19 protein-coding genes are annotated in these 17575 nt (G+C 71.8%); 11 read left to right on the top strand and 8 right to left on the bottom strand.

The annotated features are described in order from the left end of the window. Window positions 1–130: 130 nt before the first annotated feature. Window positions 131–523 carry a DUF4168 domain-containing protein gene (locus tag WD341_RS19200; protein WP_368427104.1) on the bottom strand — a complete coding sequence of 131 codons (393 nt, stop codon included), beginning with the start codon at window positions 521–523 and terminating at the stop codon, window positions 131–133. A 237-nt stretch (window positions 524–760) separates the two neighbouring features. On the opposite strand from WD341_RS19200, the gene WD341_RS19195 reads away from it, so the two are divergent. From WD341_RS19195 to WD341_RS19185, 3 genes are all read left to right on the top strand, one after another. Beyond that, the gene (locus WD341_RS19195; protein WP_368427103.1) at window positions 761–1294 is read left to right on the top strand and encodes a sigma-70 family RNA polymerase sigma factor; all 534 of its coding nucleotides are present in this window, start codon (window positions 761–763) and stop codon (window positions 1292–1294) included. After that, entirely contained in the window at window positions 1291–2361 is a 1071-nt protein-coding gene (locus tag WD341_RS19190) for an anti-sigma factor (RefSeq protein WP_368427102.1), read from the top strand. The genes WD341_RS19195 and WD341_RS19190 overlap by 4 nt, the downstream gene beginning before the upstream one ends. A gap of 325 nt (window positions 2362–2686) precedes the next feature. Further along, window positions 2687–3037 (top strand): hypothetical protein, encoded by a 351-nt coding sequence (locus WD341_RS19185; protein ID WP_368427101.1) that lies wholly within the window; start codon window positions 2687–2689, stop codon window positions 3035–3037. A gap of 94 nt (window positions 3038–3131) precedes the next feature. On the opposite strand, the gene pgk is transcribed toward WD341_RS19185, so the two are convergent. Continuing rightward, entirely contained in the window at window positions 3132–4334 is a 1203-nt protein-coding gene (pgk, locus tag WD341_RS19180; protein ID WP_368427100.1) for a phosphoglycerate kinase, read from the bottom strand. 178 nt (window positions 4335–4512) lie between these two features. On the opposite strand from pgk, the gene WD341_RS19175 reads away from it, so the two are divergent. Next, complete coding sequence (locus tag WD341_RS19175; RefSeq protein WP_368427099.1) at window positions 4513–5619, top strand: class I SAM-dependent methyltransferase; 1107 nt, start codon at window positions 4513–4515, stop codon at window positions 5617–5619. Window positions 5620–5691: 72 nt separating this feature from the next. Here the strand turns inward: WD341_RS19175 and WD341_RS19170 are convergent, their stop codons facing one another. The 5 genes from WD341_RS19170 to WD341_RS19150 form a co-directional block, all read right to left on the bottom strand. Further along, window positions 5692–6450, bottom strand: coding sequence for an acyl-[acyl-carrier-protein] thioesterase (locus tag WD341_RS19170; protein ID WP_368427098.1), 759 nt, complete (start codon window positions 6448–6450; stop codon window positions 5692–5694). An 11-nt stretch (window positions 6451–6461) separates the two neighbouring features. Then, window positions 6462–8135, bottom strand: coding sequence for an energy-dependent translational throttle protein EttA (gene ettA / locus WD341_RS19165; protein WP_368427097.1), 1674 nt, complete (start codon window positions 8133–8135; stop codon window positions 6462–6464). 212 nt (window positions 8136–8347) lie between these two features. Then, a complete protein-coding gene (locus WD341_RS19160) occupies window positions 8348–9790 on the bottom strand; it encodes a DUF294 nucleotidyltransferase-like domain-containing protein (protein WP_368427096.1) in 1443 nt (480 codons plus the stop codon). 42 nt (window positions 9791–9832) lie between these two features. Continuing rightward, a complete protein-coding gene (locus WD341_RS19155) occupies window positions 9833–11239 on the bottom strand; it encodes a PolC-type DNA polymerase III (RefSeq protein ID WP_368427095.1) in 1407 nt (468 codons plus the stop codon). An 8-nt stretch (window positions 11240–11247) separates the two neighbouring features. Continuing rightward, the gene (locus WD341_RS19150; protein WP_368427094.1) at window positions 11248–11892 is read right to left on the bottom strand and encodes a hypothetical protein; all 645 of its coding nucleotides are present in this window, start codon (window positions 11890–11892) and stop codon (window positions 11248–11250) included. 331 nt (window positions 11893–12223) lie between these two features. Here WD341_RS19150 and WD341_RS19145 point away from each other — a divergent pair, with 331 nt between their 5' ends. The 7 genes from WD341_RS19145 to WD341_RS19115 all read left to right on the top strand — a co-directional run bounded on the left by WD341_RS19145 (window position 12224) and on the right by WD341_RS19115 (window position 16560). Then, on the top strand, window positions 12224–12490 hold the full coding sequence (locus tag WD341_RS19145; RefSeq protein ID WP_368427093.1) for a DUF4212 domain-containing protein: 267 nt from the start codon (window positions 12224–12226) through the stop codon (window positions 12488–12490). Window positions 12491–12500: 10 nt separating this feature from the next. Next, window positions 12501–14324, top strand: coding sequence for a sodium:solute symporter family protein (locus tag WD341_RS19140; protein ID WP_368427092.1), 1824 nt, complete (start codon window positions 12501–12503; stop codon window positions 14322–14324). Between the two features lie 124 nt (window positions 14325–14448). Further along, entirely contained in the window at window positions 14449–14760 is a 312-nt protein-coding gene (locus WD341_RS19135) for a YggT family protein (protein WP_368427091.1), read from the top strand. A 10-nt stretch (window positions 14761–14770) separates the two neighbouring features. Further along, a complete protein-coding gene (locus WD341_RS19130) occupies window positions 14771–15103 on the top strand; it encodes a hypothetical protein (protein ID WP_368427090.1) in 333 nt (110 codons plus the stop codon). 99 nt (window positions 15104–15202) lie between these two features. After that, window positions 15203–15565 carry a hypothetical protein gene (locus WD341_RS19125; RefSeq protein WP_368427089.1) on the top strand — a complete coding sequence of 121 codons (363 nt, stop codon included), beginning with the start codon at window positions 15203–15205 and terminating at the stop codon, window positions 15563–15565. A 20-nt stretch (window positions 15566–15585) separates the two neighbouring features. Continuing rightward, window positions 15586–15885, top strand: coding sequence for a hypothetical protein (locus WD341_RS19120; RefSeq protein WP_368427088.1), 300 nt, complete (start codon window positions 15586–15588; stop codon window positions 15883–15885). 111 nt (window positions 15886–15996) lie between these two features. After that, window positions 15997–16560, top strand: a complete 564-nt coding sequence (locus WD341_RS19115; RefSeq protein WP_368427087.1) for a type 1 glutamine amidotransferase domain-containing protein — start codon at window positions 15997–15999, stop codon at window positions 16558–16560. A gap of 52 nt (window positions 16561–16612) precedes the next feature. Here the strand turns inward: WD341_RS19115 and WD341_RS19110 are convergent, their stop codons facing one another. Further along, the gene (locus WD341_RS19110) at window positions 16613–17299 is read right to left on the bottom strand and encodes an extensin family protein (RefSeq protein WP_368427086.1); all 687 of its coding nucleotides are present in this window, start codon (window positions 17297–17299) and stop codon (window positions 16613–16615) included. Between the last annotated feature and the right edge of the window lie 276 nt (window positions 17300–17575).

The raw sequence follows: 17575 nt of genomic DNA, 5'->3' as shown, positions 1-17575 counted from the left end.
ATCCGGCCCGGCGGATTCGCCACGACCTCATCGAGCAGCGTCCGTCCCCTTAGGGCAACCGAGCCAGGAGGCTGCGAGGCCGGCCTCCCGAAGACCGGCGACCGGGGCCGGCCTTCGGGGCGACTTCCGGTCAGCGCATGTCGTCGCGGTAGGTGTTCACCGTTTCGGCGACCTCCGGGTCGGCCTGTACGACCTCGACGATGGCATTGTACTCGGGGACCGTCAGGCCTTCCTCGCGCACGGCCTCGGCCATCTGTTCCATGGCCTGGGTGCGCATGGCCTGCTGCTCCTCGGCGTCGCCGGCGCCGGCAATGCGGTCTGCCCACTCCTCGTTCAGGCGCTCGACCTCCAGGGTCGCCGCCGCGAAGGACTGCAGCTGGGCGTCGTCCGGCTGGCCCGCGGGCGAGCCCGGAGCCGTCTGCGCCGTCTGCGCCTCGACGCCCGAGGTGAGCGCCAGCGGCGCGGCGAATACCAGGGCACCGAAGGCGACGGCGGTGGCGGTCTTGCGGAGAAGCGGTGACATGGGGAATCCTTCCATTGGTGTCTCGGTGCCGCGCCCTTCGGACACGACGAGGGCCGCGCGGGGGCGGCACACATCCCACGGACGGCGGCCACGGCGATCCGGTTCCGTCGCCTGGCCCGCGTGGCGGCAACGGCGGCGGACCCGCCCCAGCCCGGCGGAACCCTTTGCCCCCGGCTACCGTCTGTTGGGCAGCAGCGACGGAATCGACGCGGGAAGGGCAGGCCATGGGTGGTGACGGTGGGCGGTGACGCAGAAGACCTGAAGTGGCTGATCGCTCGGGAGATCCCGCACCTCCGGCGCTATGCCTGCTTCCTGGTCGGCGATCGCGCGCGCGCCGACGATCTGGTCCAGGACTGCCTGGAGCGGGCGCTCCGCAAGCGCCACCTCTGGAAGCGCCACGGGACCCTGCGCAGCTGGCTGTTCCGCCTGCTCTACCGGCTCCACATCGACGCCGGCCGCAGCCTCTCCAGGCGCCGCACCGCGACCGACGCGGCCGCCGACGCCCAGGTGAGCGTGCAGTGGCCGGATCAGGAGCCCTCGTTGCAGGTCGGAGACGTGGCGTTCGCGCTGCGCCGGCTGCCGGAGGACCAGCAGGCGGCGATCCTGCTGATCGGTGTCGAAGGCTTCTCCTACGAGGAGGCGGCCCGGGTTCTCGACATCCCGATCGGCACCCTGAGGTCGCGCCTGTCGCGCGGCCGGGACGCCCTGCGCGCGCACTGGTCGCCGGAGTTGGAAGAGAGCGACCGCCCTGCCCTGAGGAGGGTCAAATGACGAAGAGCGTCAGCCTGATGCGGCGCTTCCGCAGGCTCCTCGCCGGAACGGCAGAGGCGCCCACGCCAGCCGGAGAGGATGCCGTCACGGAACTCGATCTCCTGGCCTACGCCGACCGTCGACTGGAGGACGACCCGGCGCGCCGAGCCCTGGTCGAGCGGCATCTGGCGGCGCAGCCGGAGCAGGCCGAGCGGATCGCCGCCTTCCAGGCACAGAACGAGGCCCTGACGCGGGCCGGCGCCGCCTGGGTCGAAGCCCCTGTGCCGCCCCGCCTGCTCGCCGCGCTCGCGCAGGAGAAGCCGGCGCCCAGGCGGCTCGCAACCCAAGCCGCCGCGATGGCCGCGCTGGTCGCCGTCTCGGCCTCGGCCGGCTGGCACGCCGGGATCGAGCGATCGACCGGCGACGGCTCGACCGGCAGCTTCGCGGCGAGCGCGCTCTCGGACTATCGCCAGCAGCCGGATACGACGGCCCAGGCGCCGGCAACGGCGCAGGCCCATCGCGCTGCCGGCGGTGCCGGAGCGGGGGACTTCGCGATCGGCACGCTGCCGGCCAACGACCTCGGATCGCAGGTGCTGAGCCGCCAGGGCTTGGCGCCCGTCACCTGGCTGCGCCGCCGCATCGCGGTCGAGGTCGAGGCGCCGGACCTGGGCGCCGAGGGCTTCAGCCTGGTCGAGAGCCGGCGGGTCGAGCTGAAGGGAACACCGGCCGTGCGCCTGCTCTATCAGCGCGCGGGGGAGCGGGTCAGCCTCTACCTGAGGCCGCGCTGGGAGGAAGGTGCCGGGCCGGTTGCACGGACCGAGTCCGACGGACTGACCGTGCTGCACTGGCTTGACGGTCCCTTGGCGATCGCCCTGGTGACCGATGGCACCGACGGCGAGGCGACGGCTGCCCTGGCTCGCAGGGTGCATCGGACGCTCGCCCGACCGCAACTGGTCGAGCCGAGCGCCGAACCGGACCGGTCCCAGGACGCTCGCCTGGGCGCTCCGTCGGGGCCGGAACTGCTGTCGCTGGGCGAGACCCTCTCAAGCCAGCCGCAGCCGGCCGCCCAGACCGAACCAGCCCTGTGAGGTCGGCCGCCGACCTTTGGCCGGAACCGAATCGAGCCGCCGCCCGTCCGTGGGGTGGATGTCGAGGAACCGCCCCCCGCCCCTGCGGGCCGAGGTTCCGCGGCGCCCCGATTGCCGCGCGCAGTCGACGGAAAGCAAAAAACGGAGGAAGATGATGCAACGTTATCGGCAGCTTCTCAGCGCCCCCCCGCTCATCGCCGGGCTCTTCGCCATTGGCCTTGGCTTCGGATTGGCCGCATGCGACGAAACCGCTGAGGATCAGGGCGCCCAGCCTCAGCAGCAGCAGCAGCCGACCGCACCACAGTCCGGGAGCGGCGGATAACGCATGACGAAAGCTCAGTCGGTCGGGCCGTGGGCGAGGCTCGCGGCGCTACTCTTGGCGATCTTCGCGATTGCCGTGCTCGCGGCCCCCGGCGAGGCGCAGTTGCTCTGCAACAAGCCGCTCCAGCCCCTCTGCTCGATGGAGGGGCAGCAATTCGCCGACGATGAGATGGCGCGAACGCGTTGCCGGGACGACGTACGGACCTACATCGCCGAGCTCGATACCTTCGAGACCTGTCTCACCAAAGCGGCAACTGAAGCCGAGGAGGCTCGGGAGGATGCCCGCCGTTTCCTGAGCTGTTTGGAATCGGAAGACATCGGCAACTGCTCGCTGGAGGCCGATCCCGGCACCTGAGGTCGTCCGTGCCGCTCTCGGCCGCGGCAGCGCCTCCCCTTCGTCGCCGGCGCCGCCGACGGCGAGCCGGCCCCCTCGATCAAGGAAGGCGACCTCAGGCTGCATCTTCCAGTGCCTTGACACCCGGCAGCGTCTTGCCTTCCAGCCACTCCAGGAAGGCGCCGCCGGCCGCCGAGACGTAGGAGAAGCGGCCCTCCACCCCGGCCTTGGCGAGCGCCGAGACGGTGTCGCCGCCGCCGGCGACGCTGAGCAACCGGCCCGCCTCGGTCAGGCTGGCCGCGGCACGGGCGACGGCGACGGTGCCGGCGTCGAAGGGCGGCACCTCGAAGGCGCCCAGCGGTCCGTTCCAGACCAGCGTCTTGCAGGATTCCAGGCGGCGCGCGAGATGCTCGGCGGTCGCCGGACCGACATCGAGGATCATCCGGTCGGCGGGCACCGCCTTGATCGAGACGGTCTCGCTGGCGGTACCCTCCTTGAGCTCGGCGGCGACGACGGCGTCCGTCGGCAGCACGAGGTCGCAGCCGGCGGCCTTGGCCTTGGCGACGATCTCACGCGCCGTGTCCGCCATCTCGTGCTCGCACAGCGACTTGCCGACCTCGATGCCCAGGGCGTTGAGGAAGGTGTTGGCCATGCCGCCGCCGATCGCCAGCACCTGGACCCGCCCGACCAGGTTGCCGAGCAGATCGAGCTTGGTCGAGATCTTGGCGCCGCCGACGATGGCGGCGACCGGCCGCTCCGGATGCTCGAGCGCCCTGCCCAGGTGCTCCAGCTCCTCCTGCATCAGCCGGCCGGCGAAGGCCGGCAGGCGGCGCGCCACGGCCTCGACCGAGGCATGCGCCCGGTGCGCGGCCGAAAAGGCGTCATCGACGTAGAAGGCGCCGAGCTTCGCCAGCGCCGCCGCGAAGGCCGGGTCGTTGGCCTCCTCGCCCTCGTGAAAGCGCAGGTTCTCGAGCAGCAGCACCCGTCCCGGCGCCAGATCGGCGACCGCCCGCTCCGCCGCGTCGCCGACGCAGTCCGAGGCGAAGGCGACGGCCTCGCCGCCCAGCGCCTGCGCCAGCGGCTCGACCAGCGGCGCCAGCGACAGCTCCGGCACCCGCCTGCCCTTGGGCCGGCCGAAGTGCGAAAGCAGCACCACCTTGGCACCCTTGGCCTGGAGGTCGCGGATCGTCGGCAGGGCGCGCTCGATGCGGGTGGCGTCGGTCACCCGCCCGTCCTTCATCGGCACGTTGAAGTCGACACGCACCAGGACGGCCTTGCCGTCGGGCTGAAGCTGGTCCAGCGTCTTGAAGCGCGGCATCGGCACCCTCTCTCCTTGCGGTTTCCTGCGGCCGAGGGGATCGGCGTCCCGGGTCGGGACCGGCGCGCCGGCCGTGATACACGAGCCGGCGGCCGGCACCAAGGGCGCCCATACCTCCTCGAGACTAGTGCGCGACGCGATTGACGCCAGGGTGACGGCCACCCAGACTCCTGTCTCGATGAGCGAGCCCGCCCCCTCCTCCGGACCGGCGTCCAGCGGCAGCGAGCAGCCCCTGCTGCAGGCCGCGCTGGCCTTGGGCCAGGCGGCGCGCGTCGCCGCCTACTGGAGCCAGTACGCCCTGTCCCGCCGGTTGACCCGGCCGGTCCGCTCGCGCCGGCCGATCGCCGGCGAGGGCCCGGGCCTGGGCTACGTGCTGCAGGACCTGCGCCTGCTGCTGCGCCGCGACCGCGACAACGTGGCCGCCGGCCTCTACCGGCCGCCGCACGACCTGCTGGAAGCGCCCTTGCGCGCGCTCGCCGGCGCGCCGCGCTACCTGCGCGACCTGCGGCAGGTCGAGCGCCGCCGCCACGCCCGTCGGCACAACGAGGTGTCCCGCCCGCCGCCCGGCTCGGGGCCGCCGCGCGACCTGGTCGGCGAGGGCGCCTACCCGAAGTACTACCTGCAGAACTTCCACTACCAGACCGATGGCTGGCTCAGCGCCGAGTCGGCGGCGCTCTACGACCATCAGGTCGAGGTGCTCTTCGTCGGCGGCGCCGACGCCATGCGCCGCCAGGCCCTGGTGCCGCTCGCCGGCTTCCTGCGCGAGCGTCGCCAGGCCGGGCTGCGACTGCTCGACCTGGGCTGCGGCACCGGCCGCCTGCTGAGCTTCGTCAAGGACAACTGGCCGCGCCTGCCGGTGACCGCGCTGGACCTCAGCCCGGCCTACCTGGAGGCGGCGCGCCGCCAGCTGGCGCCCTGGCGCGACACGGCCTTCGTGCAGGCGCCGGCCGAGGCGACCGGGCTGCCGGAGGCGGGCTTCGACATGATCACGGCAGTCTACCTGTTCCACGAGCTGCCGGCGCGCGTCCGCCCGCAGGTCCTGCGCGAGGTCGTCCGCCTGCTCCGGCCGGGCGGCCTCTTCGTGCTGGTGGACTCGCTGCAGAAGGGCGACCACCCGCCCTACGACCCGCTGCTCGACTACTTCTCGGAGGCCTTCCACGAGCCCTACCATGCGAGCTACCTGAAGGCCGACCTGGAGGGGCTGCTGCGGCGCGCCGGCCTGGTGCCCGAGGGCCTGGAACGCGCCTTCTTCAGCCGCGTGATGACCGCCCGCCGGACCGTCTGATCGCCGAGCGGGCGCCGAGGCGGGACCTTCGCCTCCGCGCGCCTCCGGGGGCGCGTTCCCGGCGACGCCGCTTCAGGCGGTGCAGACCGCCTCCGCGCGGGCGTACTCCCGGCCCCCGACGTCGCCGAGCGCGAGGCGCCAGCGGCCCGGCGCCGGCATCGCGGCGCGCGCCATGAGCCGGCGCCCGGCCTCGACCTCGGTACGGAAGACGACGTCGAGCGAGACGAGCGAGCCCGACCGCGTGCCGCCCGAAGGCGCGAGCGGCTCGAGCAGCCAGGCGATCAGGTGGGCGTTGTTGACGTGGCCGTTGGCGTCCAGGTCGGCGTGGCGCGACAGGACCTCGACCTCGCGCGTGGCTTCCTTCAGCGCCGGCACCGTGCGCCCGGGGAAGTCCAGCGGGTCGTCGCCGTCGACGGTCACGCGCGCCGCCATCCAGTCCGGCGCCGGGACCGCGGCGCGGGTCGCGGAGTCGAAGACCATCCAGAGCGCCAGCGCCTCGGCCAGGCCCCGCCCGTCCGCGCCGGTCACCCGGTAGCGGCGCCGGAAGGCACCGCGCTGCACCGACTGGGGCCAGGTCTCGACGGTCACCCGCTCCTCGGCCGGCGGCAGCTCGGCGATCTCGATGTACTGGCGCGCCATGACCCAGAACAGCCCGGCCTCGAGCATCCGCGCGAGGCCCAGGCCGAGCGCCTCGGCGTGCTCGGCCGCCGCCTGCTGCAGCCAGTTGGCCACGCCCGGCAGGGTCGCGCGCCCGTCCGGCCCGGCCTCGTAGACCCGCACCGGGAAGACCACGCGGTGCCGCGCCGGGCCGGCCGAGCTGCCCCCGGACATCCCGTCCGCGCCTAGCGCTCGAGGCGCCGGTACTTGATGCGGTGCGGCTGGTCGGCCTCGGCGCCGAGCCGGCGCTTCCGGTCGGCCTCGTAGTCCTGGTAGTTGCCCTCCAGCCAGACCACCTCGCTGTCGCCCTCGAAGGCCAGGATGTGGGTGGCGACGCGGTCGAGGAACCAGCGGTCGTGGCTGATCACCATGACGCAGCCGGCGAACTCCAGCAGCGCCTCCTCGAGCGAGCGCAGGGTGTCGACGTCGAGGTCGTTGGTCGGCTCGTCGAGCAGGATCAGGTTGGCGCCCGAGCGCAGCATCTTGGCCAGGTGCACGCGGTTGCGCTCGCCGCCCGAGAGCTGCCCGACCTTCTTCTGCTGGTCGGGGCCCTTGAAGTTGAAGGCACCGACGTAGGCGCGGCTCGGCGTCTGCTTCTTGCCGACCTGGATGACGTCGAGGCCGTCGGAGATCTCCTCCCAGACCGAGGCATCGGCCCTGAGCGCGTCGCGCGACTGGTCGACGTAGCCCAGCACCACCGTCTCGCCGACCCGCAGATCGCCGGAGTCCGGCTTCTCCTGGCCGACGATCATGCGGAACAGCGTGGTCTTCCCGGCGCCGTTCGGGCCGATGATGCCGACGATCGCGCCCGGCGGCACCTTGAAGGACAGCTCGTCGATCAGCAGCTGGTTGCCGAACGCCTTGCGGACCCGGTCGGCCTCGACCACCAGGTCGCCGAGGCGCGGACCCGGCGGGATCGTGATCGAGCCGGGCTCCGGCGCCTTGTCGTTGGCCTGGCGCAGCAGCTCCTCGTAGGCCTGGACGCGGGCCTTCGACTTGGCCTGGCGGGCCTTCGGCGACTGACCGATCCACTCCTGCTCGTGGGCCAGGGCTCGCTGGCGGCCCTGCTCCTCCTTCGACTCCTGCTCGAGGCGCTTGCGCTTCTGCTCGAGCCAGCCGGAGTAGTTGCCCTGGTAGGGGATGCCGCGCCCGCGGTCGAGCTCGAGAATCCAGCCGGCGACGTTGTCCAGGAAGTAGCGGTCATGGGTCACCGCCACGACGGTGCCGGCGTATTCGTCCAGGAAGCGCTCCAGCCAAGCCACCGATTCGGCGTCCAAGTGGTTGGTCGGCTCGTCGAGCAGCAGCATGTCGGGCTTCTGCAGCAGCAGGCGGCAGAGCGCGACGCGGCGCCGCTCGCCGCCGGACAGCGTGGCGACCTCGGCCTCGCCCGGCGGGCAGCGCAGCGCATCCATCGCGACCTCGACGCGGCGCTCCAGGTCCCAGGCGTCGGCGGCGTCGATCTTCTCCTGCAGCTCGGCCTGCTCGGCGAGCAGCTTGTCGAAGTCCGCGTCCGGGTCGGCGAACTCGTTGGAGACCTCGTTGTAGCGGTCGACCAGCGCCTTGAGGTCGGCCAGCGCCTCCATGACGTTGCCGGCGACGTCCTTGTCGGGATTGAGCTGCGGCTCCTGCGACAGGTAGCCGACCTTGACGCCGTCGGCGGCGAAGGCCTCGCCGTTATACTCGCCGTCGAGCCCGGCCATGATCTTCAGCAGCGTCGACTTGCCGGAGCCGTTCAGGCCGAGCACGCCGATCTTGGCGCCCGGCAGGAAATTGAGGCTGATGTCCTTGAGGACCTGCTTGCCGCCCGGAAAGGTCTTCGACAGGCGCTGCATCTGGTAAATGTACTGGTAGGACGCCATGGGCTCCCCTCGCGGCTGGGCCCGCAGCGGCGGGCCGTGAGCTCGGTGGTCGGATTTCTGTCGGGATCGAGATCGCGCGGCATCCTACAGAGGGCGCGCCGCGGGTCAATGGCCGGCTCGGCCGCTCGGGTCCCGCCGCCTATTAGGGGCCCCGCACGCCACCTTTCAAGCCGCCCCTCGAGCCGCCCCCGCCACGCGAGAGGCCGCCCTCGTCAGCCGGCAGCGACGGCGCTCGTCACGGTCGAGTGGATCGAGGCGGCCTGGCGCAGCGCCCGCCGCAGCCGGTCGCGCAAGGGCCCCGGGAGGCTCGCGATCTCGACCTGCGTACCCGGCTCGGCGCCGGCGCGCAGGTCGCGGATCTGCTGGTCGAGGATCAGGGTCATGAACAGCCGCCGCGCCTCGAGCAGGCCGGCGAGGTCGGCCTCGCCGAGCAGGCCGCGCGCTGCCACCGCCTGCAGGCGCGCCGCGCTGGAGGTCTCGGCGACGCCGTGGCGCAGCGCCATCGCCCGGGCGCCGGCGACGATCGGGAACAGGCCGTGGAGCTTGAGGTCTAGGCGGTCGCCGCGATCCCGGAAGCCGCCGAGCAGGGTCAGGGGCGCGCGCAGCGCCTCGAGCTCCTGGGCCATCATCCGCGGCAGCATCGGCCGCCGGGCGGCCGCGGCGGCGCGCGCCCGCAGCGCCTCGGCCAGACCGGCGTCACCGTGGACCCGCTGGAAGTCGTAGAAGATGTCGACCGACAGCAGGTTCTCGCCCTCGGCGCGTCCGACCCAGCCCTCGATGGTCTCCGCCCAGCCCTCCAGGCTGTGGCGCCAGGCGGGGCGCGAGGCCATGACGCCGCCCTTGCAATAGGGGATGCCGGCCCCGTCGAGGATCGCCGAGGCGCGCTCTCCGAGCCGCGCGAACCAGGCGTCGTCAGCCTGCGAGCCGCCGTGCACCAGGGCGTTGTCCTGGTCGGCCGAGAGCAGCGACTCGCCGCGCCCGCCCGAGCCGAGCACCAGGTAGGCCCAGGGCGCCGGCGCCGGACCCTGCTCACTCTCAACCTCGGCGGCGGCCAGGGCGGCGGCGCGCGCCGAGATCTCACGCAGGACGGCGGAGATCACGGCCGCGACCTCGGGAGCCTCGACGCCTTCGGCGAGCAGCGCCTCGGCCAGCTCGAGCATGCCGTCCTGGACGGCCTTCAGGTCCTCCGGCCGGCGCGCTGCGCCGACCGCGTCGCCGACGATCAGGGCCTGGCTGGCGCGCTGCCGCAACAGCCGGCGGGCGGTCAGCAGGCCGACGGGGCGCCCGCCGGAGTCGAGCACGGCCAGGTGGCGCAGCCCGAGCCGAGCCATCCGGCCGATGGCGACGAACAGGAAGCTCTCCGGCTCGACCCCGACGAGCGGCGCCGACATGGTCTCGCCGGCGGTCAGCTCGAGCGCCGGCGCGCCGCCCTCGGCGAGCCGCTGCACCAGGTCGCGCTCGGTCAGGATGCCAGGACCGCCGGCCGCGCCCTCGAGGTCGACGAAGAGGGCACTTTCGCCGGAAGCGCGCAGGGCGCGGGCGACCTCGAGCAGGCTCGCCTCGGCGGCGACGGCGGCCGGGGCGCCGGCCATCACGTCGCGCACGCGATGCCGGTAGGGGTAGGCGTCCAGCCGTTCCAGTGCGCTCCTGTCCATCGCCGCCTCCCTAGCCCCGCTTCCCCCTGCCCCGCCCGCCGCTCAGTGCGTCCAGCCGGCGGCGGCCTGCCGGCCGCGCAGACCGCGGGCGCGCGCGGCGAAGGCCTGCGCTTCGGCGAAGGTGTGGACCCCGGCGTCGGCCAGGCGGGGCAGCAGGCGCAGGTAGATCTCGGCCGTGACCAGCGCGTCGCCCAGCGCCGTGTGACGGCCTTCGACCGGCACGCCGAGACGCCCCGCGATGTCCTCCAGGTTGAGCTCCTTCAGCCCCGGCTCCAGGGCCGCCATGAGCAGGGCGGTGTCCAGCGAGGGCGGCGACCGCCAGGGCCGTCCGCAGCGCACCGCCTCGGCTTCCAGGATGGTCAGGTCGTAGCCGATGCTGTGGCCGATCACGGCGCCGCCGCCGAGCAGGGCCTCGAGGCGCGGCAGCAACTCGGCGATGGCCGGCGCCTGCGCGACCAGGGCGTCGCCGATCCCATGGATCGCCGTCGAGGCGGCCGGGATCGGCACGTCCGGCCTCACCAGGCAGTCGAGGTTGGCCTGGGGGTAGATCCGGGCGCCCTGGAGGCGTACCGCGCCGAGCGAGACGATGCGCGCGGTAGCGACATCGAGGCCGGTGGTCTCGGTGTCGAGCACCAGGGCCGACAGCCGGTCGAGCGGCGTCGATGCCTCGACGGCGACCATCGCCGGCACCGCGTCGTGCAGCCCGAGGTCGTGCTCCAGCGCCGACGCCTCGCTTCCGGCCGCGCCCTCGCCGGGCAGGCGCAGGACCAGGCCGTCGTGGCCGCCGAGGTCGACGACGACCGCCTCGAGGCGGTCGCCCTCGACCGTCGTCAGGATCGCCGCCACGGGACGGCCGGCCAGGCGGGCCGCTTGCTGGGCGGCGATGAGCGGATCGCGCGCGAGCGCGGCGAAGACGCTGGTGCCGACCGCGACCCGCCCGGCCCGCAGCCGGCGGCGAGCCTCGGCATTGACCAGGCTGACCAGCCCGCTGTCGGTCAGCACCAGGAGTCCCTCGGCCGTCGCCGCGACGACGGCTGCCAGCCGTTCGGCGAGCAGCGTCGCCTCGCCCCGCGCCGGCCCCCGCGCCTCGATCAGGCGGGCTGCGGCCGCGCCAAGCTGCTCGGCCTCGGCCCCGGCGTTGCGCGCGGCAGCCTCCAGCGCGCGCGCGTCGCCGCCGGTCCCGGCGGCGACCAGCAGGGCGCCGCGCAGCCGCTCCAGGTCGTCGAAGTGCTGGTCGAGCAGGGTGATCGCCGCCCACAGCCCGGCCAGCGACAGGCCGAGCAGGCCGAGGGGCAGAAGCAGCGGCGCCAGCGAGGCGCCGGCGGCCGAGCCGGCGCCTTCCCCGAGCAGCAGGAAGCCGGCATAGCCGGCGAGCGCCAGGGCGCCGGCGGCGGCCGCCAGCAGCGCCAGGAGGATCGCCCGGCGCTCGCCGCCCCGGCCGGCCCTCATCCCGCGGCTCAGCCGATGGCCGCGCCGCCCGGGAGGCCGGCGGCGAGGGCCTGGCGGCGGCCCTGGACGCCGTGGCCGCCGGCGCGGCTGCCGGCCAGGACATGGGCGAGCGCCACCGTGTCGAAGCAGGCGGTCGCCTCGTCGTACTGGTTGACGAAGGCGAAGCGCACCGAGTTCTCGACCATGAGCTCGTCGTGGGCGCGCAGGCGCCGATGGATCGGCAGCACCGCGAAGATGCGCTGGCCCACCGGGCCGCCGAGGGCGTGCGCCGGCAAGGGCGCTGCCTGCTGCGCGAGGCCGATGCGCCGGCGAAAGTCGGCGGCCTCCCGGTCCCAGGCCTCCGGATCGTGGGCCGGCGGGGCGTGACGGTCGAGGACGGCGCGCAGCCTGGCGACCAGCGACTCGGCCAGAATGAGCTCACGGCCGGACGCGGCCTCGCGCAGCATGCCCTCGTAGAGCAGGCCGAGCCCGGAGGCGGTGGCGGCGTAGGCTTCCCAGCGGCAGATCTCCATGGCCGCGGCGAAGGCCTCCTCGCGCAGCAGCTTGTCCCAGTTCACGCCGGCGCGTGCGTAGCAGTAGTGGATGGCGCTGCGCTGCGAGACGAAGGCCGCGCGCGCCGCGAAGAACTCTTCGAAGTCTTCGGCGGTCGCCACCCTTTGCGACTTCCGCCTGCCCCGACCGAACCCAAGGAACGACAAGTCGACCCTCCCGGCTTTTTTCTTTTTGCGAGCAAAGCACTGTGCTAGCGTCACAATACACGACGTAGGCCGTGTTGCCACTCGACATCGTCAGGGGACCCCGCAAAGGGGCTGGGCGAAGATCAGGGGCAGCGGGGCCGGCGTTCTGCTTGGGGTCGGGGGGCTACGGTAGAACGCGACTCGTTTAAAGTCGCAAAAGGTCCTGACTCGAAGTCGTTCGTTCCGGTTCTGATTTGGCCGGCGTTGTGCCGTCAATAAGAACGAGGCGAGGAGGCCCTGGACTGTCATGGCAAAGACGTTGACGCCGGAAGAGGCAGAACGCCATTGGGCCCGTAGCAAAGGGCTTATGTGGCTCACCCTTGCGATTTGGTTCTTCTTTTCGTTCGTGATCCACTTCTTCGTGGATTCCCTGAACGGGATCGTGATCTTTGGCTTCCCCCTCGGCTGGTACATGGCCGCGCAGGGGTCGCTCATCGTCTTCGTCATCCTCTGCTTCTGGTTCGCCGGTGCGCAGAATCGGATCGACGAGGAATTCGGCGTGGCCGAGGACTGAGGGGGGATCCATGAGCAACGGACGCGACTTCACGAGCAATCTCGGCCGTATCTACGGCATCTACACCGGCGGCTTCATCGCCTTCGTCATCCTGCTGGCCATCCTGGAACAGGTCGGGGTGCCGGATCGCATCATCGGCTACCTCTTCGTGTTCTTCACGATCGGCATCTACGCGCTGATCGGCATTCTCTCCCGGACCATGCAGGTCTCCGAGTACTACGTCGCGGGGCGCCGGGTTCCGGCGCTCTACAACGGCATGGCGACGGCCGCGGACTGGATGAGCGCGGCCAGCTTCATCGCCATGGCGGGCGGCCTCTACGCACAGGGCTACAGCTACCTCGCCTTCGTGCTCGGCTGGACCGGCGGCTACGTCCTGGTGGCGGTGCTGATCGCGCCCTTCCTGCGCAAGTTCGGCGCCTACACGGTCCCCGATTTCCTGGGCTCGCGCTACGGCGGCAACGTCGCCCGCACGATCGGCATCGTGATCCTGTTCTGCTGCTCCTTTAGCTATATCCTGGGGCAGATCACCGGCACCGGCATCATCGCCTCGCGCTTCCTGGGCATCGACTTCAACGTCGCCGTCTTCGTCGGCCTCGTCGGCATCCTGGTGTGCTCGATGCTCGGCGGCATGCGGGCGGTGACCTGGACGCAGGTCGCCCAGTACATCGTCCTGATCATGGCCTACCTGATCCCGGTCGTGATCCTGTCCGCACAGCAGACGGGCATCCCGCTGCCGCAGCTGATGTACGGCACGGTGCTGCAGGAGATCCAGAACCTCGAGCAGACCAAGCCGGCCCTGGCGGGCATCAAGCCCTTCATCCAGACGCCTCAGACCATGACCGAGGCGGCCAACTTCTTCGCCCTCATCCTCTGCCTGATGATCGGCACGGCCTCTCTGCCCCACGTGCTGATGCGCTTCTTCACGACCCCCAGCGTGCGCGACGCGCGCCGGTCGGTCGGCTGGGCGCTGTTCTTCATCTTCCTGCTCTACTTCACGGCCCCGGCCTACGCCTCCTTCGCGAAGCTCGAGGTCTACCAGAACATCCTGGGAGCGGACCTCGCAAACCTCGCCGCCATCCAGGACCTGCCGCGCTGGGTGTTCATCTACGGCGGGATCGATCTCGTGAAGATCTGCGGCGTCAATGCGGTCGACGCCCAGACGGTGCTGGCGGCCTGCCAGGCCAAGGACGTGATCATGCTGGATCACACCAACTTCAGCATCGCCAGCGACACGGTCGTCATCGCGACGCCTGAGATCGCCGGCCTGCCCTACGTGATCGCCGGCCTGGTGGCGGCGGGCGGCCTCGCCGCCGCGCTGTCGACGGCCGACGGCCTGCTGCTGGCCATCGCCAACGCGCTCAGCCATGACGTCTACTACCGCATGGTCGATCCCAAGGCCTCGACGGCCAAGCGCCTGGTGGTCGCCCGCACCCTGCTGGTCGTGGTCGCGGTCCTGGGTGCCGCGGTGGCGACGACGCGGCCGGGCGGCATCCTGGCCCTGGTCGCCTGGGCCTTCAGCCTGGCGGCGGCGGGCCTGTTCCCGGCGCTGGTCATGGGCGTCTGGTGGAAGCGCACGACCAACCAGGGGGCGATCTGGGGCATGATCGCCGGCTTCGGCGTCACGCTCTTCTACCTGATCATGACCCGCTACTTCGGCATGCCGCTGTGGTTCGGCATCAACAACATCTCCGCGGGCATCTTCGGCATCCCGACCGCCTTCCTCGTGACCTGGGTGGTCTCGATGATGACGCCGGCGCCGTCCAAGGAGATGCAGGACTTCGTCGACTCCCTGCGCATCCCCTCCGGGGCGACGCTCATGGACGAAAAGACCTGACGACCCTCCGTCCACCGGAGGTATCGAGGGGGCCCGGGCGACCGGGCCCCCTTTTCCTCGTCCCCGACTCGGCGACTGCTCTAGCCTGGGCTCCAGGACATCCTGCGCGGAGCCGGCACCCCTCATGAGCGGCAACCCCTTCTGGGACGCCTGGTACTTCCACCTGCCGAACTTCGTTCTGGCGGCGTTGATGTATTCCCTGATCGGCCGGCTGCTGCTGCAGATGATCGTTCCCGACGACTGGGACAACTACATCCTCAAGGCCTTCCGCCGGCTGACCGATCCGGTGCTCGCGGCGGTCTCCTACGTCACCCCCGAGGTGGTGCCGGGTGCGATCGTGCTCCTGCTCGCCGTCTTCTGGGTGCTGCTGCTGCGCATCCTGCTGTTCCTCCTGTTCACCCTGTCCGGGCTGCAGCCCGCGACCGGTCTCGGCTGAGGAGCGGCGGATGACTCGCGAGCAGGTCGCCGTCCTGGCCGTCGTCATCGCCATGGTCAACGGCATGTTCTCGCCGAGCCTGCCGCTGTTCTTCTTCGCCAACGCGCCGGCCTGGTACCCCTCCCTGCTGCCGTTCCACCCGGAGTTCATCATCTATCTCTCGCGCATCGCCGCCGCGACCATGACCCTGGTGCTGAGCGGCATTCCGGCCGCGCTCTACGAGCGCTTCGCGCGGCCCGACCCCGAGTCGAGCGTCTCCTCCTGGATCTGGACCATCGCCGCGCTGGCCCTGTCCTGGGAAGCTCTCGACGGCTTCATCACCGCCTTGACGACGCGGGGGTGACCTGCAGGCTGGGCGGGAACCAACGAGCGCGCGGGAGCGCTATGCTGGCAACAGCAAAGGGCGCATTCTTCGCCCGGTGTCTCCAGCGGACGGGCCTTGATGGACCGGATCGAGCAACTGGCGGAGTTCACGATCCTGCGAGCGCTGGCCTACGTCGCGCTCGCCATCGTTCTGCTCATGACAGGCCTGAGCTACGACCCTCTGCTCTGCTTCCGCGCCGGTGCCGTGCTGTGCATGCTGACGGCGGTGGTGCTGGCCTTCCGGGCCTGGGAAGCGCCGACCCGCAGCATCCGCAGCACCGAGCTCTATATCCTTCTCGACGGCGACTTCGGCATGCCCGCGGAGCGCGCGCAGCGCTATGCCGGGGGCGTCCTGCGGCGCCTCTACGCGCGCTTCGCCTGGATCGCCGGTGGCTTCGCAACGAGCTTCTGGCTGGTCTCGCTGGCCGTCCGCCTGCTGTGACGCCGTGACCGCGCCCTGAGATGTTGCAGCGCAGCCTGCTCAAGTTCTGGCTCGGCGCCAGCCTGGTCTGGCTGGTGGCGCTCGCCGCCCTCTCCTGGCTTGGCTACCACGAGGCGATCTTCTCGCTGCCCGCTCCCGGAGATGCGGCCCGGCTCGAAGATCCGGCCCGGCTCTGTGCCGAAGTGGCGGACTGTCGCCGATCGCTCCTGGCCGACCACCTGCTGACCGCCGTCCTGGCCGGCCTCGGCGTCCCGGCCGGCCTGTTCCTGCTCGGCCTGCTGCTGGTCTGGGCGGTCGAGGGGCCGCCGTGGCGACGTTGAGGCTCCGCAGAAGGAGCGCCCCCTGCGACCAGGGAGCGCGGCGGAGCGCCTGAAACCATCGCCGCGCCCCGTCGTTGGACAGGCAATCCCTCCCCGGAACAGGAGCAGAAGATGCCTGGCATCAAGCAATCCCGAATCCTGATCATGGCGACCAACGGCTTCGAGCAGTCGGAGTTGACCGTGCCGCTCGAGAAGCTGCGCGGCTTCGGCGCCGAGGTGAAGGTCGCCTCTCCCGAAAGCGGCAAGATCCGCGGCTGGGACCACACCGACTGGGGCGAGGAGGTCGCGGTCGACCTGACGCTCGACCAGGTCCGCGTCGAGGACTACGACGCGCTGGTGCTGCCCGGCGGCCAGATCAATCCCGACCTGCTGCGCGTCGAGGACACAGCGCTCGAGATCCTGCGCGGCTTCCTGAACGGCGGCAAGGTCGTCGCCGCGATCTGCCACGCACCCTGGCTGCTGATCGAGGTCGACGCCGTGCGTGGCCGCGAGGTCACCTCCTACAAGTCGATCAAGACCGACGTCATGAACGCCGGCGGCAAATGGGTCGACCGCCCGGTCGTGGCCGACAAGGGCATCGTCACCAGCCGCAACCCCGGCGACCTGGACGCCTTCGTCGAGAAGATCGTCGAGGAGGTCGAGGAGGGCCGGCACCGCGACCGCCCGGCCGCCTGATCCGACCCCGTCGACGCAAGCGAAAGGCCCGCCCAGGCGGGCCTTTCGTCGTTCAGCGACACAGGCCGTAGGGCCCCATCTCGAGGTGGAAGTGGTCGCGGTGCGCGGCGTTGTAGTCGGGGCCGAGGACGCCGCGGAACAGCGAGCAGGCGCCGGCGTGGAGATCCTTCAGGAAGGCCTGCTCGGCCGGCGTGCCCTGCCAGCCGCCGAGCACCGAGACCCGCCGCCCGTCCGCCAACCGGAAGCCGGCGATGTCGATGGCGTTGGCCGTCGCGTGCTGGCTCGGGCGACCGGCGGCGCGTCCGTAGACGCGCCGGCAGGCGTAGCTGCCCAGGTGGTCGATGCGCGCGACCTCGGCATCGAGATAGCGGCGGGCCGCCGGTTGGACGACCTCGCGCATCCAGAGCTGTAGCGCCGCCGCCAGCGGGCAGGTCACCTTGAGACCGCCGGGCAGGGGAATCTCGGCGCGCTCCAGGGCGACGACGTTGCGGAAGGCGCAGAAGCCGCCCATCTCGCGGTCCGGCTCGGGCGCAAAGCGCAGCGTCGAGGCCTCCAGCACCGCCGTGCAGGCTTCCGGGGCGTCGCGCAGGCGCGAGAGCTTCCACTCGGTCGCCAGGCCCGGCGGGTCCGCGAGGTCGAGCGGCGCCAGCGGATCGTGCTGCGGCGGAATCCACTCCTGTTGATGGCCGAGGAAGTAGGCGACGGCGATGACCAGGAGAAGAAGAAGGAGTCTGCGCACCAGGGATGGGCCTTGCCGAGTGGGTTGCTGACGGGGGAGCGAACGCCGCCGGTGGCCCGGCGGTTGCCCCCCGCCGGTCGCGGCGTCGTCCCGGCGTCCACGTCCCTCGACGGGCTCGGGACGAAGCGACGGCCGGCGCCCCTGCCCCGCTTGGCTGCCTCTCGCTCGCAGTCCGCTTCGTCCCGAGCCGGTCGAGGGGCGAGAAGCTCCCGGCGCCTGGGCGATGCCGGGGCTCGGGCGCCTTTACGGCGCCCACGCCCCAAGGCGCAGGACGAA

This window comes from Tistlia sp. (genome assembly GCF_040905785.1).
In the GTDB taxonomy this organism is placed as follows: Bacteria; Pseudomonadota; Alphaproteobacteria; order Kiloniellales; family DSM-21159; genus Tistlia.
This window is presented reverse-complemented; position numbering and strand designations above follow the sequence as displayed.